This window comes from Pontibacter sp. YIM B11418, assembly GCF_059278805.1.
The window spans coordinates 533,232-555,146 of record NZ_JCAEMH010000002.1; the positions used below are offsets into that span (position 1 = coordinate 533,232).

At 49.3% G+C, this 21,915-nt stretch carries 21 protein-coding genes; 16 read left to right on the top strand and 5 right to left on the bottom strand.

Annotation, left to right across the window (positions count from 1 at the left end):
• The first annotated feature begins 50 nt into the window (after positions 1-50).
• The 13 genes from AC4QZR_RS06720 (at position 51) to AC4QZR_RS06780 (ending at position 15,051) form a co-directional block, all read left to right on the top strand.
• Positions 51-1,160: a glycosyltransferase gene (locus AC4QZR_RS06720; RefSeq protein ID WP_253403666.1), complete on the top strand. Its 1,110-nt coding sequence runs from the start codon at positions 51-53 to the stop codon at positions 1,158-1,160.
• A 37-nt stretch (positions 1,161-1,197) separates the two neighbouring features.
• Positions 1,198-2,043 (top strand): glycosyltransferase family 2 protein, encoded by an 846-nt coding sequence (locus AC4QZR_RS06725; protein WP_494480207.1) that lies wholly within the window; start codon positions 1,198-1,200, stop codon positions 2,041-2,043.
• A 33-nt stretch (positions 2,044-2,076) separates the two neighbouring features.
• Positions 2,077-3,309, top strand: a complete 1,233-nt coding sequence (locus tag AC4QZR_RS06730; protein WP_494480208.1) for an O-antigen ligase family protein — start codon at positions 2,077-2,079, stop codon at positions 3,307-3,309.
• Positions 3,299-4,099, top strand: a complete 801-nt coding sequence (locus AC4QZR_RS06735; protein WP_494480209.1) for a glycosyltransferase — start codon at positions 3,299-3,301, stop codon at positions 4,097-4,099. Before AC4QZR_RS06730 ends, AC4QZR_RS06735 begins: the two co-directional genes overlap by 11 nt.
• Positions 4,096-5,409, top strand: a complete 1,314-nt coding sequence (locus AC4QZR_RS06740; protein WP_494480210.1) for an O-antigen ligase family protein — start codon at positions 4,096-4,098, stop codon at positions 5,407-5,409. The genes AC4QZR_RS06735 and AC4QZR_RS06740 overlap by 4 nt, the downstream gene beginning before the upstream one ends.
• A gap of 184 nt (positions 5,410-5,593) precedes the next feature.
• A complete protein-coding gene (locus AC4QZR_RS06745) occupies positions 5,594-6,976 on the top strand; it encodes an undecaprenyl-phosphate glucose phosphotransferase (RefSeq protein WP_494480211.1) in 1,383 nt (460 codons plus the stop codon).
• Positions 6,977-7,032: 56 nt separating this feature from the next.
• Positions 7,033-8,439: a histidine--tRNA ligase gene (gene hisS, locus AC4QZR_RS06750; protein ID WP_494480212.1), complete on the top strand. Its 1,407-nt coding sequence runs from the start codon at positions 7,033-7,035 to the stop codon at positions 8,437-8,439.
• A gap of 8 nt (positions 8,440-8,447) precedes the next feature.
• Positions 8,448-9,953 (top strand): histidine ammonia-lyase, encoded by a 1,506-nt coding sequence (gene hutH, locus AC4QZR_RS06755; protein WP_494480213.1) that lies wholly within the window; start codon positions 8,448-8,450, stop codon positions 9,951-9,953.
• Between the two features lie 321 nt (positions 9,954-10,274).
• Positions 10,275-10,784: a hypothetical protein gene (locus AC4QZR_RS06760; protein WP_494480214.1), complete on the top strand. Its 510-nt coding sequence runs from the start codon at positions 10,275-10,277 to the stop codon at positions 10,782-10,784.
• 241 nt (positions 10,785-11,025) lie between these two features.
• Positions 11,026-12,966, top strand: a complete 1,941-nt coding sequence (locus AC4QZR_RS06765) for a T9SS type B sorting domain-containing protein (RefSeq protein ID WP_494480215.1) — start codon at positions 11,026-11,028, stop codon at positions 12,964-12,966.
• Between the two features lie 14 nt (positions 12,967-12,980).
• The gene (locus tag AC4QZR_RS06770; RefSeq protein ID WP_494480216.1) at positions 12,981-13,355 is read left to right on the top strand and encodes a nuclear transport factor 2 family protein; all 375 of its coding nucleotides are present in this window, start codon (positions 12,981-12,983) and stop codon (positions 13,353-13,355) included.
• A gap of 348 nt (positions 13,356-13,703) precedes the next feature.
• A complete protein-coding gene (locus tag AC4QZR_RS06775; RefSeq protein WP_116544553.1) occupies positions 13,704-14,039 on the top strand; it encodes a YbaB/EbfC family nucleoid-associated protein in 336 nt (111 codons plus the stop codon).
• On the top strand, positions 14,029-15,051 hold the full coding sequence (locus AC4QZR_RS06780; protein ID WP_494480217.1) for a glycosyltransferase family 2 protein: 1,023 nt from the start codon (positions 14,029-14,031) through the stop codon (positions 15,049-15,051). The genes AC4QZR_RS06775 and AC4QZR_RS06780 overlap by 11 nt, the downstream gene beginning before the upstream one ends.
• On the opposite strand, the gene AC4QZR_RS06785 is transcribed toward AC4QZR_RS06780, so the two are convergent.
• The gene (locus AC4QZR_RS06785) at positions 15,046-15,264 is read right to left on the bottom strand and encodes a PspC domain-containing protein (RefSeq protein WP_303412854.1); all 219 of its coding nucleotides are present in this window, start codon (positions 15,262-15,264) and stop codon (positions 15,046-15,048) included. The two genes, AC4QZR_RS06780 and AC4QZR_RS06785, sit on opposite strands and share 6 nt — an antisense overlap.
• A gap of 130 nt (positions 15,265-15,394) precedes the next feature.
• Between AC4QZR_RS06785 and AC4QZR_RS06790 the strand changes: the two genes are divergently transcribed.
• Together AC4QZR_RS06790 and AC4QZR_RS06795 are read left to right on the top strand one after the other, a co-directional pair.
• Positions 15,395-17,182 (top strand): tetratricopeptide repeat protein, encoded by a 1,788-nt coding sequence (locus AC4QZR_RS06790; RefSeq protein ID WP_494480218.1) that lies wholly within the window; start codon positions 15,395-15,397, stop codon positions 17,180-17,182.
• A gap of 73 nt (positions 17,183-17,255) precedes the next feature.
• Positions 17,256-18,239, top strand: a complete 984-nt coding sequence (locus AC4QZR_RS06795; RefSeq protein ID WP_494480219.1) for a pyruvate dehydrogenase complex E1 component subunit beta — start codon at positions 17,256-17,258, stop codon at positions 18,237-18,239.
• Positions 18,240-18,299: 60 nt separating this feature from the next.
• Here AC4QZR_RS06795 and AC4QZR_RS06800 read toward each other — a convergent pair whose 3' ends face one another.
• The 4 genes from AC4QZR_RS06800 to AC4QZR_RS06815 form a co-directional block, all read right to left on the bottom strand.
• Positions 18,300-18,791 (bottom strand): DUF2231 domain-containing protein, encoded by a 492-nt coding sequence (locus AC4QZR_RS06800; RefSeq protein ID WP_494480220.1) that lies wholly within the window; start codon positions 18,789-18,791, stop codon positions 18,300-18,302.
• Positions 18,792-18,795: 4 nt separating this feature from the next.
• The gene (locus tag AC4QZR_RS06805) at positions 18,796-19,116 is read right to left on the bottom strand and encodes a hypothetical protein (protein ID WP_494480221.1); all 321 of its coding nucleotides are present in this window, start codon (positions 19,114-19,116) and stop codon (positions 18,796-18,798) included.
• 274 nt (positions 19,117-19,390) lie between these two features.
• Positions 19,391-20,341, bottom strand: a complete 951-nt coding sequence (locus tag AC4QZR_RS06810) for a YihY/virulence factor BrkB family protein (RefSeq protein ID WP_253403632.1) — start codon at positions 20,339-20,341, stop codon at positions 19,391-19,393.
• A 78-nt stretch (positions 20,342-20,419) separates the two neighbouring features.
• Positions 20,420-21,139 (bottom strand): class I SAM-dependent methyltransferase, encoded by a 720-nt coding sequence (locus AC4QZR_RS06815; RefSeq protein ID WP_494480222.1) that lies wholly within the window; start codon positions 21,137-21,139, stop codon positions 20,420-20,422.
• A gap of 206 nt (positions 21,140-21,345) precedes the next feature.
• Here AC4QZR_RS06815 and AC4QZR_RS06820 point away from each other — a divergent pair, with 206 nt between their 5' ends.
• Complete coding sequence (locus AC4QZR_RS06820) at positions 21,346-21,909, top strand: DinB family protein (RefSeq protein ID WP_253403628.1); 564 nt, start codon at positions 21,346-21,348, stop codon at positions 21,907-21,909.
• Positions 21,910-21,915: the final 6 nt, after the last annotated feature.

Below are 21,915 nucleotides of genomic sequence, written 5' to 3' on the forward strand. Positions count from 1 at the left end.
TACAATCTTTAGTTTTGTAGCTGTTCAAGCTTATTTACCACACCCTTTCCATGAAAGTAGTCCATGTAGTTGAGTGTTTTGCAGCCGGCACGGCACACTTTATTAACCTGCTGACACAGTACACTTCCTGCGAGCATGTTGTCATTCATGGAGAGCGGGTGGATGAAACCAGCGCTGAGGCAGTTAAAGCTAAATTCCCGAAAGGAGTCAGTTTCATACACTGGAAAAATGCCCAGCGGGAAATCAGGCCTGGTCAGGACCTCAAAGCTTTGACGGAACTGATTCAAATTTTGAAAGGCATTGAAGGAGCTGATGTTGTTCACCTACATTCTTCCAAGGCTGGTTTTATAGGCAGGGCAGCCTGCTTCCTGTTAGGTAAAAAGCAGGTGATCTATACCCCGAATGGCGCTCCCTTTGCCCGTGCCGATGTTTCTCCCAAAAAGAAATCACTCTACATCCTCCTGGAGAAAGTTGCCAACAAGCTTTCTGGCCAAGTGGTATGCTGCTCATCCTCAGAGGCGCACAGTTATGAAGAGATCGGCATCAAAACGTCTTTTATCAACAACGGTACTGCTCTACCAGACTGGTCTACCCCAGTTCAGCCAACTGAACCGGGAAAGCCCTTCACGATCGTAACCTGCGGCCGGATCACTGAGCAGAAAAATCCTTTACTGTTTAACCGTATAGCCATGGCTTTTGCCAACCAGCAGGATGTAAAATTTGTATGGATAGGCGAAGGAGAGAAAGTACAACGAGAAATTCTGAGTGCCGATAATATTGATATTACGGGTTGGCTGTCAAAACAAGAAGTAGAGAGCACCGTTAGATCAGGTGACCTATACCTGTCCACTTCTTTATGGGAAGGCTTGCCTTTTTCAGTTCTGGAAGCTCTTAGTTTAGGAAAATGTCTACTTCTGTCAGACTGCGTGGGAAACAGAGATCTGGTAAAGGATGGTTATAACGGGTTCAGTTTTCTGACAGCAGAAGAGGCCATCAGCAAAATACAGTGGCTTATGCAAAACAGGGAGAACCTTCGCCAAATGGAACAAAACTCCCGGGAATGGAGTGAAAAAGAATATGACATACGTATTGTTTCCCAGGAGTACCAGCGCCTGTACGCCCAAATTGCAGGTAAAGACCACATGATTAAGGTGATGTAGAGCCTTAGCCTTATCTGTTTACAAAGTTTACTATACCATGGCCCACACGTTGTCAGGAGGATACCGCCTAAATAAATCTGAAACGAGATCGCAAACGGGTGTTCTAGTGTCGGTGATCACCATTGTCTACAATGGTGAGAAGTACTTAGAGCAAACCATCCAAAGCGTTCTTTCACAGAGCTACAAAAACATAGAATATATTATAGTAGATGGTGGGTCTACGGACGGTACACTCGATATCATCAGGAAATACGACAGTCAACTGGCTTATTGGAAAAGCGAGCCTGACAAAGGTATAAGCGATGCCTTTAATAAAGGAATTACCCTCGCCACGGGAGACTTGGTGGGTATACTGAATGCCGACGACTGGTATGAGCCGGAGGCCATCTCCAATATGGTCGCCCACTATGAGCCGGAAAGTGTGTTGCACGGCAACAAGCAGTATTGGAACCAGGACGGCAGCAAAGCGCACCAGGCAAGGCCCAATCTGGACATCCTGCCCCTGGAAATGAGCCTGAACCATCCCACTGTATTCGTCAGCAAGACCCTCTACGACAGGTATGGCGTCTTTGACCTCAACTATAAACTGGCAATGGACTACCACCTGTTACTACGCTTTTACAATGCTGGGGCGAAGTTCATTTACGTGGATCTTATTATCACCAATATGAGGCTAGGCGGGGTATCGGCAAATATAGAAGGATGTTATCGCGAGGTCCTTAGAGCAAAGAACGAGGTATTTGGCAACAGGATCACTCATCAGATTTACTACTACTGGACCATGATGCGGTACAAGATCTCGCAGGCTTTAACTGACACGCCCTTGTCTTTTATAAACCATTTCTACCGGACCCGTATCTCCCCTATAAAGAAGCAATATTAGTTTTTGGGAACATTATTTTCCTAATTTTACATTTTGTCAGCCACTTTGCAGCACATTGCGCTGATCCTATTAACTAAGATGCGACTCACGGTAAACAGCTTCGGTTTATATCTATTTCTGTTCTTTCTGTTTCTCAACCTGCAGAACCTGGGTTTGACGGGCTGGATACTGGTTGAGGGCACAGCAATCAAGCTTTACCACTATTTTGCGCTCTTATTTATACCTTTCCTTTTTTACAAGCCAAAGAGCGAGCTGCTCAAAATTCCATCCTATGTATTTGAGTATTTTGCAGGTATAACGTTAATTTCCCTGCTGCTTTTTCTGGTATACCCGTTCAACAGGCTTCTGGTAAATCACCTGTTCGCCTTATACGCTTTTGTTATTGGTTACTACATTGCAGGGACCATTACTCAAGAGCAAGTCTTTAAAGTCCTCCAGCAGGCGGCTTTGCTTGTTTTCATCATCATTGTTGGCAAACTTTTCTTCCATATCCCGGAGATTAAGCGCTTTATGAAAGCCCCGGACGGTCACCCAGACATTTATACCCTCTATGGAGGGGGCACAAACCTGGAAGCAACCTGGATGGGGCTGAACACGGCCCTTTTCATTAACCGGAAAAGGCTCTTCTACCTGGTGCTAATTGTCACACTGGCAGTTAGCATGATTTATGCCTCCAGAGTTGGCGTTGTGATTGCTATTCTGGTAGCCGGTTTCAAATTTATATCTTCCACAACCTCCAAACAGGAGCGACGCGCTATTGTTATGCTGGGTTTAATGGCAGTGCTGGCTTTCATTCTTTTCATTGATTTGGATAACCTGGCCGAGAAGGTATACGCTCTGCAGCGGTTCACAGAGTTCGGCAGCAGTAGCGACAAGGGTATGGGTGGCCGATTTGCGATGTGGCAATATTATGGTTCAGCGCTCTGGGATAGCAAATTTATGGGCTATGGTGCCGGCAATGGCATTTACGCCTTAGAGTCGATATCAGGAATTGACTATGAGGAAGACAACCTGCATAACCTGTACATGCAGCTCCTGATCGAGTTTGGCATTATTGGCTTGCTTTTATACCTTATCGTGGTGTATAATATCAGCATCAAGGCTCTCAAGTCCCGGTTAAGTAATCCCTTGGCCATTATCATTCTGGTTTATTTTATTGCATCTCTTATTCAGTTCAGAGGCACTGATGCGTTGATCTGGTTGTATATCGGCCTGTTTTTAAAGATTGAAACAAACAAAATTAAGTTGGCTGCCAATGAGCAATGATATCGTTGTCCTGATTCCGCATTATAACAATCCGGCAGGATTGGAGAGCTCGTTGAACTCAATAGTCTTTCCTACGCCTATCCAGATCTTGGTAGTGGATGATGGCAGCCATACCAAGCCGGATGAATATCGGCTCCAACAATTGTACCGGAATAGGCTGAGGATTACGTTCCTTTATAACAAGGTAAACGAAGGGATAGAAAGGACGCTTAACAATGGGCTGAAGTATATACAGGAGAAGATGCCATATCAGTACATTGCCCGGCTTGACTGTGGCGACACCTGTGCTCCCGACCGGTTTATAAAACAAAAGCAGTACCTGGACGCGCATCCTGAGGTATACCTGATCGGCTCATGGGTCGAGTTTGTAGACGGAGAGGGGAAGAAAGTCTATACCTACAAGGCCCCTTCCGAGCATAAGGACATTGTTAAAAACATGTACCTGAAGTGCAGTTTTATACACCCATCTGTGATGTTCCGCGCAGCAGCTCTGAACGAAATAGGCCCATACCCTGTCAACTACAAAGCCGCCGAGGATTACGCGTTCTTTTTCAGGTTTATTCAACGGTATAAAACATATATCATACAAGAAGTGCTGACGTACTGTGAAATCAATCCGGGCGGTATTTCACACACGAAGCGAAACATTCAGCTTAAAAGTAAAATAAGAATATTATTAGATAACAGAACGCCTTCTTTATACTTTGTTGCTGGCCTGCTCAGAAATCTGACCTTACGTGCCCTACCCTACAGCTTTGTATCCAAAGCTAAGGCCATACTCCTTAAATGAAAGCACTCATCCAGACATCTAAAAAGGAAACACTCATTCAAAGAGGCTATTTCTTCAGCTTGCTTTTGATAGCGGTGTCGCTCTTTTCTCCAAAGCAGGCCCCTACTAACATATCCATCATACTGTTTGCGCTGGTGTGGCTCCTGGAGGGAAATTTCAAGGCGAAGTATCAAAAATTAGTTGCAAATCGGGTAACCGTTTCATTTCTCGCGCTGTTCGCACTATACCTGGTCGGCGTTCTTTACACAGAGGATTTTGGAGTCGGTATCAAGAGTTTGGAAACCAGATCCTCTTTGCTAGTTTTCCCTTTGTTGATTGGCTCAGCCACCATCAGACAGGACTACTTGCATAAGTCCCTGCTCACATTCGCTTATACCTGTGCAGTACTTAGCCTTGTGGCACTTGTGTACCAAACCCTTGTCGTGCTGGAGAAGAATGACTTTAATTATTTTTTCAGCGACGGGCTGGTGTCCATTATGGGGAAACAGGCGTCTTACTATGCGATTTATGTTGCTTTTTCGATCCTAATACTCGTCCATAACCTTTGGGAGCAGTTTTCAGGTATAGGATGGAGGAGGAAGATTTTGTCGGTGGTGGTCATACTATTTTTGCTGTTCTTTCTTTTCCTTTTAGCCTCCCGAACTTCCCTTGGCATCCTGCTTCTCATTCTATTCGCGAGTCTGGTCGGTGTTGGTGTCAGGTATGGTAGGCTTAAATATACGCTAGCAATGGTCGCAGCCTTACTGGCATTTATAGTTGGACTTTCTATAGTGTTTCCCCAGACGGTGTCACGTTTCAAGAGCCTGCGCAACATAAGCTATGATTTCTCCAATACAGCCGATATTTATCACTTTTCAGGAGAAGACAGTGAGGCCAAATGGAACGGGTTAAACCTACGGCTAGCCAAATGGGTGTGTGCTGTTGATGTAATCAGGCAAAACCCGTTTGGCGTGGGCACAGGTGATGTGAAAGACGAATTAGTAGAAGCCTACCGAAACAGGAACTTCACTTATGCTGCAGAGAACCGTTTCGATCCCCATAATCAATTTCTGGACACCGCTGTTGCAATTGGTATACCTGGTTTAGCAGTATTGTTGTGCTGCTACCTGCTTCCCCTCTTTATCGCTCTCAAAAATAGGAGTTGGCTGTTAGGATGCTTTGTTATATTAATCATAGCTTGTTCGATCACGGAATCAGTTTTATCTAGTGCGCAGGGTGTTATATTCTTTTGCTTTTTCTTGTTCATTTTGCTGAAAGCCACTGCATTCAATAGGTCGACTAATGGGACAGTTTATAATGTCCCGCGTTAGATTGACTTAAAGGCTCTAGAGTTGCTGAATAACTGTCACATTATATTATACGAGTGCTACTCCTGTTTCTAATTTGCTACAGGTAAATGCAGTAAAACTACTTATTTACGGACATAAGTAATAAGCACACAAAACATACATGGAGTATAAATTATTCTTTTGATATATTTGTAGCGATCTTTTTATGTCCGGCTTATACAATAAATATATCAGACCGCTGCATGCGGTTGGCGACGCGGTCTCTATCGCGCTTTCATTTGCTATCGCCTATCAGGTAACAGTAGAACAAACTGCTACACTGACATTTTCAGGCTACATACAACTTTTGTTGTATGCACTATCTGCCTGGTATACGTGCTCTCTTCTGCTAGGAACTTTCAAAATTTATCGTGCAGTGTCTATAAATAGACTCCTGCTGAATGCTCTACAGGTTATATTGCTGTATATACTTCTGTTTCAGACCATCATACAATTATTTGACCTCCAGGGCTTAACTCGCCAGTTTCTATTCATGCACTATGGTTTTTTGGCTTGCTTTGTAGCCTTCTACCGTTTTGTAGTACTTATCCTGCTGCGGCATTTTCGAAGAAAAGGCTATAACAAACGGTTTGTAGTGATTGTGGGGATGGGAGAAGCCGGCAAAGAGCTTCGTCGCTTTTTTGAGGTTCATCCGGAGTATGGCTACCATTTTATGGGTTTCTTTGATGACAAGGCCGTAGGTGAGCCGGACGTGCTCGGCTCAATAGCTGATATTGCGGGTTATCTGGAGGAAAATCATATCGACGAGATTTACTGCTCCCCTTTTGAGCTTCCTCGTAATCAGATCATCCGATTAATGAACGATGCCGACGACCGCCTTATCCGTATGAAGTTTTTGCCAGAGCCGGGCAGCTTCCATCATACCCGCATGAAGCTGGACTTTCATGACATGCTTCCTGTGCTGGTGTTCCGTTCCATCCCACTTGATGATACGTTCAATAAGGTGATTAAGCGTGCCTTTGATATCCTGTTCTCCTCTATTGTGATCATTTTGGTGCTTTCCTGGCTGATCCCTCTACTGGCTTTGCTCATAAAGCTTGACTCCAGGGGGCCTGTCTTTTTTGGTCAGGAGCGTTCCGGTATTAATTATAAAACATTTCGTTGCTGGAAGCTTCGGTCTATGTACATAAACAATGAAGCGCACTCGTTGCTGGCCCGACGTGGCGACTCGCGTATCACGCGCGTCGGTGCTTTTTTGCGCAAAACCAGTCTGGACGAGTTACCGCAGTTCTTTAATGTATTCATGGGGCAAATGTCTATCGTGGGGCCTCGCCCGCACATGCTCAAGGTGAACGAGGAATATGCCATGGTAGCGGAGAAGTACATGGTGCGCCATTTCATCAAACCAGGTATAACGGGCTTGTCGCAGGTACGCGGTTATCGTGGTGACACTAGTTCAAACTACCAAATACGCGGCCGCGTGAAGCTCGACATCTTTTACCTCGAGAACTGGTCTTTCTTCCTGGATCTAAAAATCGTCTTCTATACTGTGTATAATATGGTGCGCGGGGAAGACAACGCATTTTAAAAATCAGTCCGTGCATTTGCTCCTGTTTTAGTAACTTCGCCTTCAAAGTTGAAAACATGAGCAAGGAAAAACCTTCTATACCTAAAGGAACCCGCGACTTTGGCCCCGCCGTGGTGGTCAAGCGCAACTATATATTTGGCGTCATCAAGCGCACTTTCGAGAAATTCGGCTACCTGCCGCTTGAGACTCCCGCCATGGAGCAGCTCTCTGTGCTCACAGGCAAATACGGCGACGAGGGAGACCAACTGATCTTCAAAATACTGAACTCCGGCGATTTCCTAGCCAAGGCAACTGCCGCTGACATAGAGCAGGGCTCTAAGCACATCACCCGCAAGATTTCTGAGAAGGCACTCCGTTATGACCTGACAGTGCCTTTCGCCCGCTTTGTGGTGATGAACCGCAACGAGATCAGCTTCCCTTTCAAGCGCTACCAGATTCAGCCGGTTTGGCGCGCCGACCGTCCGCAACGTGGTCGCTACCGCGAATTTTACCAGTGCGATGCCGACGTGGTGGGTACCAATTCCCTGCTGTGCGAGGCGGAGATCGTGCAGATGATAGACGAAGTGTTGGGCAGCCTAGGTATGACAGATTTCACGATCAAGATCAACCACCGGGGAATACTGGCAGGTATAGCTGAGGCCATTGGTGAAAAAGGCCGTGAGGGCGACATTTGCGTGGCTATCGATAAGCTCGACAAGATCGGGGCAGAAGGTGTTCGCAAAGAGCTGCTGGAACGAAGTATAGCCGAGGGCGCTGTGAACAAGTTGGAGCCGCTTTATGATCTGAAAGGATCGAACAAAGAGATACTAGACCAATTGCAAACCCTGCTTGGCAACACTGAAGAAGGACAGCGCGGACTGAAAGACCTACTAGAGGTATGGGAGTACCTGGAGAATCTGGGCAGTGACGCCCTTACAACTCAGAACCCATCTGGTCAGCCGCGCCTGCAGTTGGACGTTACTTTGGCACGAGGCCTCTCCTACTATACCGGTTGCATCTTTGAGGTAAAGGTGAATAACGCCAACATGGGCAGCATCAGCGGCGGTGGTCGTTATGATAACCTGACAGGCATGTTCGGTATGCCGGGCGTATCGGGTGTGGGTTTCTCCTTTGGCGTGGACCGCATCTACGACGTGCTGGAGGAACTGCAGTTGTTCCCGGCCAGCAGCGAGGTTGGCACCAAAGTGCTGATTGTGCAATTCGATAAAGAATCGGAGCGATACGCCCTGCCTCTGCTGCAGAAACTGCGCAACGCAGGTATAGCCTCTGAGTTATACCCGGAAACTGCCAAGCTGAAGAAGCAGATGAGCTATGCGGATCAGAAAAACATCCCCTTTGTGCTGTTGGTAGGCTCCGAAGAAATGGCATCCGGCAAACTGAAGCTCCGCGACATGCAGACCGGTGAACAGGACGAGCTTTACATCGACGACATCATCGCCCAGCTGAAATCTGAAGCAAACTAAACAATAACATGAGCGACATTCACCATATCTCCAGTCAGCACCTGAGCCTGGAGCGAATCGAGGAAATCATCAACCGCAGGTATAGCCTGGCCCTGTCACAGGAGGCGGAGGAGCGCATTTTGCACTGCTACAACTATCTGCACCTCAAGATCGCGAGCACAGACAAGAGCATCTACGGCATTAATACAGGTTTTGGATCACTTTACAAAAAGCAGATCTCGCACGATAACCTCGAACAGCTGCAGCGCAATCTGGTGATGTCGCATGCCTGCGGGATGGGCGACGAAGTGCCGGCAGAGGTGGTGAAACTGATGCTCCTGCTCAAAATACAGTCGCTGGCCTATGGTAACAGTGGCGTGCAGCTCCAGACGGTGAAGCGCCTGATCGATTTTTATAACCGTGACATTTACCCGATCGTGTACCAGCAGGGTTCGCTTGGAGCGAGTGGCGACCTGGCTCCACTGGCGCACCTTTGCCTGCCGCTGATCGGCTTGGGAGAGGTATATTATCAGGGTTACCGACTGGAGAGCCGCCATGTGCTGGAGATGTTTAGCTGGGAGCCTGTCGCTTTGCAGGCCAAAGAGGGCCTCGCTTTGTTGAACGGCACCCAGTTCATGAGTGCCTATGGAGTGCATTGTCTTCTGCAGGGTCGCCGTTTGTCACGCACGGCCGATGTGGTGGGCGCCTTGTCGCTGGACGCTTTTGATGGGCGCATTGAGCCGTTTAACCACCTGATCCACCAGGCGCGTCCGCACCTGGGGCAACTGGAGACGGCCGCCACGTTCCGCCACCTGCTGCAGGGTAGCGAACTGATCAGCCAGTTTAAGCAACACGTGCAGGACCCCTACTCTTTCCGCTGCATTCCGCAGGTACATGGCGCTTCCAAAGACGCCATCAGCTATGCTGAAGGAGTGATTCTGACCGAAATCAATTCCGTGACCGACAACCCGAACATTTTTCCGGACGAGGACGAGATCATTTCAGGCGGTAATTTCCACGGGCAGCCGTTGGCGCTGGCGCTGGATTTTATGGCAATAGCTTTAGCGGAGTTGGGCAGCATTTCCGAACGCCGTACCTACCAACTTATTTCCGGCAGCCGCGGTTTGCCAGACTTTCTGGTGGCAGAACCTGGCCTGAACTCCGGCTTTATGATCACGCAGTATACCGCCGCATCTATTGTGAGCCAGACAAAACAGCTTTGCACCCCGGCTTCCATCGACACCATCCCATCGTCTAACGGACAGGAAGACCACGTGAGCATGGGCTCCAATGCGGCTACGAAGCTGTATAAGGTGGTGCAAAATGTAGAGCGCGTGCTGGCCATTGAACTGATGAACGCTGCGCAGGCAATGGAATTTAGACGTCCGCTACGTACCGCCCCTCAGTTGGAACAACTAGTGGCCGATTTCCGGGAGCAGATTCCGTTCGTGAGTACCGACCGCGTGATGCATCCGGACATGGAACGCAGCGTGGCTTTTCTCAAAGCGTGTCAGTTGCCAACCGTACTAGCTTAGACGGCACTTTAGATTTCCGGAAATCCGCAGCAGGACAGAAAGCCGTTGCGGATTTCTCTTTTATACCTCTTTGAAAGTCCCCACCAGAATGGAGCGAATCTGATAACGTTAAGGAATGATGTAGCTTTTCACTCAAGAAGAAAATATAGGTATAGCGACAGAGAGAAAACTGACCGCAATTGATGATAAGGTTTAGAACCTAATCTTTCTATACCTGCAATCCGCTAGAATTAAGAGCAAGATATAGTAACAACCATTTATGAATAGGTACTTTAATTCAGAATTTGATTTATCAAAAGCATTCGCCGGAGGCATTATAACATGATCAAGAAAATTGAATTCGTATTGAACGTCATCCATTACTGTTGGTACAAAGCTGATTATAAACGTCACCTACTGATTAATAAAGTCAATCCATTTAATCTACTAGGAAAAATACCTGCGGTAGAAAGAAAGTTTGAAGCACAGGGAACAAGCCACAAGAAAGTAGTGGATGGCCTGTGGAGCGATAAAAGGTTTGGGTTTAGTATTCAGAATTCAGGGGTCGGACTGACTGTAATCATGCTTCTGATAATATGGGCAGTTTTTTTAATGCTTAATAGTCTCCTCACAAACCCAATCAGTTTTTCCTGGCGGCCGTTTGTGATTTGTATGGCATTGGCTTATATGATCTGCCATTTGACAGTTTTTAAAAAGGATAAATATCTGGCTTATTTCAAACAGTTTGAAAAATGGTCAAGCCAACAGAAACGGAAGTATGCATTGCTTTCTTTCATCTTCCTCATTGGAGGAGTAGCCTTGTTTGTTTACAGTTTTAGATTTTTACCCTAGTATTATCAAATTCGATGGTTGAACTCGTAACAGTGTATTGATACGAATCAAGTAACGTACACCGCATCAATACCAGGTTAATGACCGGCATAATCAAAGTCTCCAGTTCAAATACCACACTCCCAAATAAAGCACCCCATAAAATCAGCTAAATCACTGCGCTCATATACCTGAAATTCAGGTATAAGCTTTTCTCCTATTCCTCGTATCGCTATATTCGTAGCACACCTATACCTAACGCTTGAGACTGCTGCTGTTTATATCGCTTTTGTTGGCTGCTATACCTGTTTGGGGACAGGATGGCTGCTTCCGGGCAATCCAGAATGGCGTAGAAGTGAAAGTGATCTGCGTCGGTATACCTGTTTTTTTTGAGGACTGCAACTCCGGCCAAAATGTACAATTTACAACATTCTATGATCCGGGTCCTGAAGCATTTGACCCTCAAAATTACATTGAGAGTGAATTGGTTAGTCGTGGAACTGATGGTCGCTTCCAGTATACCTATACGACACCAGGAAAGTACATTATTACCCAAATTATTAATCGAAGCCCCACGACCATAGAACCTCAGGAATTTGAAGTTGTAGCCACCCCTACTCCGAAGTTCTCCGTACAGGCCTGCGCCGATCGCTCCGTGCAGCTTACCATTGAAGATATCGGGTATGATGCCTACGACATCGATTACGGCGACAACAGCGTGGTGAATGGCGTGGCTGCCGGCAAACAGGCGCGCTATACCTACCAGAGCACGGCTTCTTCCTATACCATTCGTGTGCTGGGGAAATATATGGGAAGCTCCTGCGAGAGAAGTAGTTCGAACACACTTACACTCCTGCCTACTCCTCCCACACCAGTCATCGGGCAGCTGGAAGTTCTGCGGGAGGCGGCAGATGGTGAAATTCTGTTTACGTTCGAAAACCTGCAGCCAGGATACCGCTATGTGCTGGAACGACGCGCAACAGCAAACGGCAATTTCGAAGCCATCCACACAACCTCACCCCTCACTCAAACCAGTTTGGCTGACTTCAGAATCGGCAACGTAGATACCCGGCAACCCATACAGTTCCGGATCCGCCCTGCTGATAATTGTGGTAATCGATTGCCGATATTTTCAGCACCTGTCAGCAGCCTCGTATTGGGTGTGCAGGCAGGCAATGAACTGGCAAACCTCAGTTGGTCAAATATAGCAGGAGCTGTGCAGGGGTACCAGGTATACCGCGACGGCAATCAGACTGCGGAGTTGAACAGCAGCACGACCACCTACACTGACCCTAACCTGAGCTGCGGACAAAACTACTGTTATCAGGTGAATAGTATTTCGAATAACGGACTGAGCCGCTCGATCTCTGCTTCCCGCTGTCTGCAGGCCACTTCCACTGCCACCCCACCTGTCGGCTACCTCTACAGCACTTATGACGAGAACAACCAGATACAACTCACCCTGACCATTCTGGACGGCCAGACAGCCCAACAGGTTCGCTACCAGCGCAGCATTGACGGGGTGCCATTTACTGATCTTGCCACCAGCGAGCAAACGGTATTTACGGACCAATTGCAGCCTTTGAGTCCGGTGTGTTACCGCGCCGGCTATTCCAATCCCTGTGAACGCAGCTCGACTCTCAGCAACACCACCTGCCCCGTATACCTGATCGCACTTCCCCAGGAAAACTCCCCGAACATTACGTTGGGCTGGACGGGCTACGTGGGTTTTCCGGATGGGGTTGGCGTCTATACCCTGGAGCTGTTGGACGCCGACAACCGCGTTGTCAGCAGTATACCTGTTACAGGCAACACCTACCTGGAGCGCAGCCCAAGCGATGAACTGCAGGAACTGCGATACCGCATCCGGGTAACTTCCGGCAATGGCAGTGCCAACTCTTACTCCAATACCGTAATCATCCGGCAGCCCGTGCAGGTGCATATTCCCAATGCCTTCACCCCCAACGGCGACGGCCTGAACGATGTATTCGAAGTGAAAGGCCGCTTTATTAAATCCTTCAGCATCAAGGTATACAGCCACATGGGGCAGGTTGTATTTACTTCCGATGACCGCGACACCAGCTGGGATGGTACCTACCAGGGCAAACCGCAGCCTGCCGGGGCTTATGCTTACGAAGTAAATGTTGTAAGTAACTCAGGGGAGCCAAAGCAGCGCATTGGCACTGTTACATTGCTCCGCTAAACTGTAATCAGTATATGACCAGAAGAGAAATCATCGAAAACTACATCAGTGCCTACAACCGCTTTGATGTGCAGGGCATGCTGCTATACCTGCACGAGGAGGTGGCGTTCAGAAACATTTCCAATGGCGAAGTCAACCTCTCGCTGCAAGGTATAGGGGCCTTTCGGGAACAGGCCGAGCGAGCTGCAAAGCTGTTCAAGGAGCGCGAGCAAGTGGTGCTTCATTATCAGGAGCAGGAAAACACGGCAGAAGTCACGATCGCTTACAGGGCCGTACTGGCAACGGACTTTTCCGAAAACTTGAAAGCAGGCGATACTTTAGAACTGAAGGGGAAGACGATCTTCGGCTTTCTGCAGGACAGGATCATTTCCATTGAGGACTACAGCTGATGGGTGAAACAAAGCGCCGTACCGACATCATTACAATGATGCGTTAAGCAAACAGGCCTCTAGAGTGCTTTCAATTACCTTTTCACCATTAAAAGCTGGACCTTTCTTCTATCAGAACCTCTATACCTTAAACGCTGGCCCTGCCTCAGCTAATCTACCAGCTTTGAGTAGAATATTTGCCATACCTGGCAGGTATAGCTTCAGCCTGATTCTCCACAGGTACTAGACTATCGGCAGGACCTTCTCTTCCCTTTATTTCCCGATTAAAAGATATGCTTGTATATTTGTATACCCCCGGCGGCCGGGGGACGTTTATACCTGAACAGTACACCAAAAAGAAGATAGACTATGTTTGATATGATGGGCATGATGGGCAAGATGAAAGAAGTCCAGGCCAAGATGAAAGAAGCGCAGGACAACCTGCAGCACATTACCGTTACTGCCGAGTCGGGCGCAGGCCTTGTGAAGGCGACCGTAAACGGGCAGCGCAAGCTCCTCAAAATTGAGATCGACGACTCCATTCTGAACACGAACGACCGCGACATGGTGAACGACCTGGTGGTAGCCGCCGTGAACAATGCCATGCTGACAGCGGGTGAGCGTGCGCAGGAAGAAATGAAGAAGAGCACCGAAGGCCTTTTACCTAACATCCCCGGTTTAGATTTAGGAAACTTTGGCCTCTAATCCCAGCCTCACGGCTATTGTCATACTTAACTGGAACGGACTCCGTTATTTGCAGGAGTTTCTGCCATCGGTAGTGGAAAACAGTTCTGGCTGCGAAGTCATCGTGGCCGACAATGCTTCTACCGATGGCTCCATCCCTTTTTTACAGGAGCACTTTCCGCAGGTGCGCATTATTCAAAACGACGACAACTACGGTTTCTGCGAAGGGTATAACATCGCCCTGCGTCAGGTGGATGCCAAGTACTACGTGCTGCTCAACTCGGACGTGGGCGTGCCACCTGGCTGGACGGAGCCGATCATCCAGTTAATGGAATCCGACGAGAACATTGCCGTTTGCCAACCCAAGATCGTGTCGCAGCAGCACCCCGACTTTTTTGAGTATGCAGGTGCAGGCGGCGGTATGCTGGATGCGCTCGGGTATCCTTTTTGTCGTGGACGCCTGTTTGAGACATTGGAAGAAGACAAAGGGCAGTATAACGATATAGTCGAGGTGTTCTGGGCAACGGGCGCTTGCATGTTTGTGCGGGCCAACTTGTTTCACGGACTGGGTGGATTGGAGCCTGCTTTTTTTGCGCACATGGAGGAAATCGACTTTTGCTGGCGCGCCAAGAACGTGGGCTATAAGGTGATGTACAACGGGCACAGCCAGGTATACCATGTGGGAGGCGGCACATTGCACAAGTCAAATCCGCGCAAAACCTACCTGAACTTCCGAAATGGTATGGCGCTGCTGTATAAAAACCTACCAGCCGGTGAGCTGTTTTCAACTGTTGTTATACGCATCCTGCTGGACTGGCTAGCCGCCCTGCGTATGCTGGTAGCCGGCCAGGCATCTGACGCCAAGGCGGTGCTCAATGCGCACACCGATCTGCTGCGTAACAGCAAGTATTGGCGCAAGCGCAGAAAAGAACAGCAGCTGAAAGGTACTTTTCCGGCTATGTCAGGCGTTTACAGGGGAAGTATTGTGTGGCAGTACTTTGTGCGCCAGCGGCGCACGGTGCGGGAGCTATAGGTCCCAGACAGTGCTGCGTTCGCGGCGCAGGTGCTTGCTTACGTTCATCCAAAAGGCCATTATGAAATACAGGATAACAGGCGAGCCCAGTGTGAAAAACGAAATGTAGATGAAGGACAGGCGAATGCTGCTAGAGGCTATTCCAAGCTTCTCTCCCAACATGGCGCAGACACCAAAAGCCTGAGATTCGATAAAGTATTGTAGCCTTTTCACTTTCGTTTGATTTAAATTTAAAAGTAGGAAATTAATAGATTTTCGTCAAAAAATATCGACGAAAATTATGGTACAGCTGCTAAACAACGCCTGTACCAGCTATATCTTACGTTGGTTACCCAAATCTGATATGAAACACAACAAAAAAAAAGTTGCTTTGTTCCTGCCACTGGCTGTGGCGATGCTATCAGCCAACACAGGCTGCACCCTGCAGCGCATGGTAAAACAAGCCGAAAAACAGGAAATTGAAGTGACGCCCAATCCCCTTGTAGCCAATGGCGAAGCGGTGGTATTTGAGCTGAAGGCCACCCTTCCGGAGAAGATGCTCAAAAAGAATGAGGACTACCGTTACAAGATCGATGTGGTATACGAAGCTGCCGGTCAGCAGCGCGAACACTTGGGCGCACTCAACTTCGATGTAGGCAACTACCTCTATGAAAACCGCCGCCCAACCATCACACAGGAGTTCGCTTTCCCCTATGCGCCGCATAAAAACAAGGGTAAACTGCTGGTACAGGGCACCGCCATCAACAAGCGCAAACGCGACCGGGTAGCCTATACCCCGGAAGAACAGGTGGCAACCGGACTGAACACCACAGCCCTTCTGATGGTGCGCAGCAACGACTATACCTATGTGCCCGACAACTACAAAACCGTTGCTGATGGTCCGGCCACTATCCTGTTTTACTTCGACGAGAACCAGTTCACCACCAAAAGCTACCTGGGGGAGAACCTGCCGGTGCTGGACCAGTACGCCATGGACACGGTCAAGCGGCAGACCATCAAAGTGATCGGCAGCCAGGCGCCAAACGAGAAAGGCACTGAACTGGCCCGGAAACGCGCAAAGGCCCTGGCCGACTACTACCGCAGCAAGGCAAGTCTGCTCGACTACTCCGGCAAAAAAATTGAGATCAGTTCGGAGACAGAACCGACTAACTGGGAAACCCTGCTGGAGCGCGTAAACAAATCGGCTCTGCCGAAGGCACAGAAGCAGGAAGTCTCCACGATCTTACAGGGCACGGGGACTGATAAGCAGAAAGCTGACGCCCTGCAGCAGAGCGCGGCCTTTGACTACATACGCAAATACATCTATCCAACGATGCGTTTTGCCCGCGTGGAGGTGGACTACAACCGCACCCGCAAACCCGACTACGAGCTATACCTGTTGGCCCGCCGCATTGCCGACGACAGCATCAGTGCGCAAGTGCTCACGGCCGAGGAACTGCAATATGCCGCTACCTTGACCCCCCTGCTTGCCGAGCGCCGCAAGCTGTACGAAGCTGCCGTAAAGACCACCGACAAATGGCCCGCTTACTACAACCTGGGCGTGGTATATACCGAGATGGCCCGCAAGGAATATCGCGCCAAGGCGAAAGAAGCACTTCTCGACAAAGCCATTCACAACCTGAACTTTGCCGGCTTCCGCAACCCTACTGCCGAGGTAAACTATGCATTGGCGAGTGCGTACCACCTCCGTGGTGAGCGTGAGAAAGCGCTTCAGATCTATGACTACGCCATCAAAATGGGGGGAGAGCAGGAGCTCCTGCACCGCATTTTTACGGACAAAGCCGCTTTGGAAATGGAAATGGGTCTGTACGACGAAGCCATTCACAGCCTGACCTACTCCGGAGACGATTACCAGACGAACATGAATCTGGGCCTGAGCTACCTGCTGAAGGAAAACTACGAAGGGGCCCGCCAGTATTATGAAAAGGCCCTGGAATTGAAGGAGGAAGATCCGCTGGCGCATTACTCACTGGCCGTGTTGGGTGCCCGCATGCAAAACGAGGGCATGGTGCGCATTCACCTGCGCCGGGCCATACAGCGCGACCGCAGCTACATGGAGCGCGCCTTCGACGACCCGGAATTTGCCGCTTACCACGGGAAACAGGCCTTCCGGGAAGCGATGATACGATAAGTTGACGCTTATACATTGCAAATTGAAAGAGTTATCTTAATTTTACCAGCTGAACAGAGATTTTAACATTACTATGCGAAGTATACAGTTTAGAGAAGCCCTTCGTGAAGCCATGTCTGAGGAGATGCGCCGCGACAAGAGCGTTTTCCTGATGGGTGAAGAAGTAGCCGAATACAATGGCGCCTACAAAGTGAGCCAGGGCATGCTGGACGAATTTGGTCCGGAGCGTGTAATTGACACTCCTATTGCCGAGCTTGGCTTTGCCGGTATTGGCGTAGGTGCCTCCATGAATGGCCTACGCCCGATCATTGAGTTCATGACCTTCAACTTCTCGTTGGTGGCCATTGACCAGGTGATTAACTCTGCCGCCAAAATGATGTCCATGTCAGGTGGTCAGTACTCCTGCCCTATCGTGTTCCGCGGACCAACTGGCAGCGCCGGTATGCTGTCTTCGCAACACTCCCAGAACTTCGAAAATTGGTATGCCAACACACCTGGTCTTAAAGTAGTGGTTCCATCAAACCCATACGATGCCAAAGGTCTGATGAAGTCGGCTATCCGCGACAACGACCCGGTTATTTTCATGGAATCGGAGCAGATGTACGGCGACAAAGGCGAGGTGCCTGAAGAAGAATACCTGATTCCAATCGGTGTGGCTGACATCAAGCGCGAAGGTACGGACGTGACCATCGTGTCGTTTGGCAAGATGATGAAAGTGGCCCTGGCTGCCGCTGAAGAACTGGCCAAAGACGGCATCAATGCGGAAGTGATCGACCTCCGTACCGTGCGTCCGATTGATTACAAAACGCTGATTGATTCTGTTAAGAAAACCAACCGCATGGTGGTGGTAGAAGAAGCATGGCCACTGGCCTCTATTTCTGCTGAGTTGGCTTACCACATCCAGAGCAACGCGTTTGACTATATGGATGCTCCAGTGAAACGTGTAACCTGCCGTGATGTGCCGCTTCCATATGCTCCTACTTTGATCGAGGCATCGTTGCCAAACGTAGCGCGTACGATCGAAGCTGTAAAGCAAGTAACGTATCAGAAAGCGTAAGCTAAACTGAAATTCATAAAAAAACGGCCCCTGGTTCTTGGAACCAGGGGCCGTTTTGATTTAAAATCCGGCACAGTCGGATGGTGGCACCTGCACGCCTCCGGCCTGCTCATACACCAGCTTTGCACCGAGGTGGCCGGTATACGCCAGAAATCCGCTTCCTGCCAGCATGAGCAGTACCACTACTGCCGACAGCAGCCTGCTATACCGCTTCACCCAATCCGACATACTACTCAGATTGAGCACCGCGGCTCCTGTAAACAGGTAGGCCAGGTTGTAACTAGCCAGCTCGTGGCTCTTCAGCACGGTAGGGTCGCACAGTTTCCGGGACACAATACCATCGGCCAGGTCGCCGGTGTAGATGCTGAACCAGGCGCCTACTGTACCCGCATAGAGCAGGTAAGCGCCCATGCGATGCCAAAAGGCAGCTGGCTGCGGCTTCAGAAACACGGCAAGCAGCTTCGCCAGGGTAGCGAAGAGCAACAGCGCCACCGGGAAATGCACCGTAAGTGGATGCCAGGCCTCAGTACGCCAGCTCAGCAGCTCCTCCATAGGTCTAGTCCAAAATGCGCACGGCCACGGGGTCCAAGCGCTTGCCCACTTTCTCTACCTGCACTTCTACCCTGCTGCCTTCCTTCAGTTGGTCAAAAGCCACGGTTTCACCATTTCGGGTGAGCGTAGTAGCATCAGTGAAGTAGAGTTCCAGGGTCCTGTTGTCATCGGTCTGCACATAGATCTCTGTTTTGTCAGGCACCGCTTTCTTTACACTGCCCTGGTATGTGCCCGACTCCACCACATCGGTGCCGCCGCTATCGCAGCTATACATAAACAGGGATAGGATGGCAAACAAAGCCAGCCAGGATTTCAGGTTTTTCATAAGGTATAGGATTAAGGTTAATAATCATGGTTTCTGTTCACACATAGCATAGACTATGTCTGCAGGCAATGCAACACATTTTATACGCTACATATTTTATTTGTATACCTCCTCCTAAGAATTCGGCTGTTCAACAAGTAAAACAAGATGTATGTTGCCGGATTATACCTTGCCTTTGGTTGGCGTGATGCTGACATTTGACAAAAGACTTTCTTGATTGGATTAATATCCAGCAGGGTCTATTGTCGCAGGTATTAGAACAAGGTATGGCTCCTCAGTTCAGACCCGAATCACGCTTCACTTCCACTTTGCCTGTATCCTGGTCCTGCTCTATTTCCTGCTTCTCTACCTTTACAGCTGTGTCAGAGGCCCTGACGCCGCGGTCGTGTGCTTCGGAGTATACCTGTGTGAACTCGGCGCCCAGCAGAAAGATGATAGAGGTATAGTACACCCATACCAGTATGAGCACCAGCGAACCGGCAGCCCCGTAGGTATCGGCGAGCGGGTCGTGCTGGAAATAGATATTAAGTACGAATTTACCCAGGGTGAACAGAATGGCCGTGACAACGGCCCCCACCCATACGTTAGCCCAGCGGATACGGGCATCGGGCAGCACTTTGAAGATGGCGGCGAAAATAACCGAAGCGATGGCGATAGATACCAGCATGTTGCCAATGGTTACCAGGTATACGGCTATACCTGAGAGCTCCTGCCGCAGGTAATCGTACACAAGTCCGAGCACTACGTCTATTGACAGCGAAACCAGCAGTAGAAAGCCAAAACTTACCACCAGGGCCAGAGAAAGCAGACGCCCGATCACAAGTTTCATGAAGCCTTTCTCTACTTTGGCCTTTACTTTCCAGATGGCGTTGAGCGAATCCTGCAGTGCCACAAACACCGTCGTGGCGCTAAAGGCCATCACGAGCACCCCAATCACTGTACCGATCGTACTGGCCTCCGATTGGCTGGCATTTTCGATGATACTTTGCACCTGGGCAGCACTGTTGCGCCCCACAATACCACCCACCTGCTTCACCACCTCGCCCCGCACGGCCTCCTGCCCGAAAGCAGCGCCTGCGATGCGAATGGTAATGATAAGCACGGCCGGCAAGGAGAAAATGGTGTAGAACCCGATGATGGCCGCATAGTCGAGCGGGTTGTCATCGATAAACTTTTTGAAGGTCTGTTTGGTGAGTTCCCAGGTTGTCGTAAGCCTTTTTCGCATGAGGTTTACCTTTTTGCTATACCTTACACGCATACGGTTAAGTGGCTGTTAAAGGTATAGCCTCCTGCACAAATCGGCTTAGGATTTTAGCAGCGACAGCCGGGCCAGGTAGTTGCCGTATTCTCCTTCATACAGCTGCTCGCAGGTATAGCCATGCTCAGTTGCATAGTCTTCCAGTATAGCCGGATCGATGAAGAGCCATTTGAATTCGCCTGTCTGGTGTGTTTTGTAGCGCATATTATAGATGACCTCTCCATAGTAGCCTGCATTCAGGTCAAGAAGAAAAGAGCCATCTTCTTCTTCGAACATGTACAGAATATCCGAGGACTCGAGTAGGATCTGCCCTCCAGGGTTAAGAAGCGTTTTGGCATGCTCCAGAAAGCGCTCCAGCCCTTCCAGGTCACCGGCTATACCTATGCCGTTCATGAGCAGCAGCAGTGTGTCGAAGCGCTGACCACTCAGTTTAAAGATATCCACTTGTAGCACCTGCTTAATCCCTTGTTCCCGCATGGCCTGCACTGCACCAGCCGAAAGATCGAGGGCCGTTACATCCACCCTACGCTGCTGCAGAGCAAGGCTATGACAGCCGGCGCCGGCGCCTACATCCAGCACACGTCCCCGGCACTGCTCCAGCGCCAGCAGTTCAAGCTCCGGCATTTCTTCCGGTGTCCGGAACAGGTAAGCCACTTCTATCTCATCATCCTCTGTCAGGTTGCTCTCCACCACAATTTTTGCCTTTCGGTCACCTGCCATAAATTCCTGTATAGCAGCCCCTACCGGGTCATTAGTCATCTCCATGCTGTTTGTATATTTTCTGCAAAGAAAAGAATTATCCTCCTTTGTTGCACTAAAGTTGAACTTATCCAATTATATATTTTACTCCATATTAAATCACCGACCTTATAATCAACCATTTAGGTATAAAAAAACAGCACCACCCGTTGCACTAATCAGAAATTTATGTAGATTGGCAATCAATAATCGACCTAAACCTACGTTTACCTATGAGCACAACCACCTATAGCCACCTTCAATTGATGAATCCATTGCTTGAAAGCCGATACCTGAAACTGGAAGAGTCGCGTAACCAGCTGATCGGGGAGTTGGAGGGGTTAGATGAAGATCTTCTTAACCGGCCCGCCTATGCTGGCAAGTGGTCTATCAACCAAACGGTGGCTCACCTGATTCAGGTGGAGCAACTGACCAACAGCTACATACAACGCAAAGTGCAGGAGGAACAACTGGAGTCTGCCTCGCTGGCGCACAGCCTTAGGTCGCTGTTGCTTCGTGTTGCGCTGCATTCGGGCATGAAGTTTAAAGCACCTGCCGCAGTCGCGAAAGTACCCGCCTACGCCAGCTTAAACTCGTTGCGCATACAGTGGGACGCGGCCCGTTACCAACTGGAGGATACGCTGACCGAACTACCCCAGCAACAGTTGGATAAGTGTGTTTTCAGGCACCCATACGCAGGTATGCTCAACATCTGCCAAACACTTGATTTCCTGCAGGATCACTTCAGCCACCACGCACGGCAGATCACCCGCCTGCGTCGGCAGTGGCTCCAGTAGCCGGCC

Excerpts from the sequence above, each read along its gene's own strand:
- AC4QZR_RS06745 (WP_494480211.1), top strand. The coding sequence starts at position 5,594 with ATGTCCGGCTTATACAATAAATATATCAGACCGCTGCATGCGGTTGGC.
- AC4QZR_RS06725 (WP_494480207.1), top strand. The coding sequence starts at position 1,198 with ATGGCCCACACGTTGTCAGGAGGATACCGCCTAAATAAATCTGAAACG.
- AC4QZR_RS06800 (WP_494480220.1), bottom strand. The coding sequence starts at position 18,791 with ATGGAGGAGCTGCTGAGCTGGCGTACTGAGGCCTGGCATCCACTTACG.
- AC4QZR_RS06735 (WP_494480209.1), top strand. The coding sequence starts at position 3,299 with ATGAGCAATGATATCGTTGTCCTGATTCCGCATTATAACAATCCGGCA.
- AC4QZR_RS06815 (WP_494480222.1), bottom strand. The coding sequence starts at position 21,139 with ATGGAGATGACTAATGACCCGGTAGGGGCTGCTATACAGGAATTTATG.
- AC4QZR_RS06790 (WP_494480218.1), top strand. The coding sequence starts at position 15,395 with ATGAAACACAACAAAAAAAAAGTTGCTTTGTTCCTGCCACTGGCTGTG.
- AC4QZR_RS06720 (WP_253403666.1), top strand. The coding sequence starts at position 51 with ATGAAAGTAGTCCATGTAGTTGAGTGTTTTGCAGCCGGCACGGCACAC.
- hisS (WP_494480212.1), top strand. The coding sequence starts at position 7,033 with ATGAGCAAGGAAAAACCTTCTATACCTAAAGGAACCCGCGACTTTGGC.
- AC4QZR_RS06820 (WP_253403628.1), top strand. The coding sequence starts at position 21,346 with ATGAGCACAACCACCTATAGCCACCTTCAATTGATGAATCCATTGCTT.
- AC4QZR_RS06775 (WP_116544553.1), top strand. The coding sequence starts at position 13,704 with ATGTTTGATATGATGGGCATGATGGGCAAGATGAAAGAAGTCCAGGCC.
- AC4QZR_RS06805 (WP_494480221.1), bottom strand. The coding sequence starts at position 19,116 with ATGAAAAACCTGAAATCCTGGCTGGCTTTGTTTGCCATCCTATCCCTG.
- AC4QZR_RS06795 (WP_494480219.1), top strand. The coding sequence starts at position 17,256 with ATGCGAAGTATACAGTTTAGAGAAGCCCTTCGTGAAGCCATGTCTGAG.
- AC4QZR_RS06770 (WP_494480216.1), top strand. The coding sequence starts at position 12,981 with ATGACCAGAAGAGAAATCATCGAAAACTACATCAGTGCCTACAACCGC.
- AC4QZR_RS06810 (WP_253403632.1), bottom strand. The coding sequence starts at position 20,341 with ATGCGAAAAAGGCTTACGACAACCTGGGAACTCACCAAACAGACCTTC.
- AC4QZR_RS06760 (WP_494480214.1), top strand. The coding sequence starts at position 10,275 with ATGATCAAGAAAATTGAATTCGTATTGAACGTCATCCATTACTGTTGG.
- hutH (WP_494480213.1), top strand. The coding sequence starts at position 8,448 with ATGAGCGACATTCACCATATCTCCAGTCAGCACCTGAGCCTGGAGCGA.
- AC4QZR_RS06740 (WP_494480210.1), top strand. The coding sequence starts at position 4,096 with ATGAAAGCACTCATCCAGACATCTAAAAAGGAAACACTCATTCAAAGA.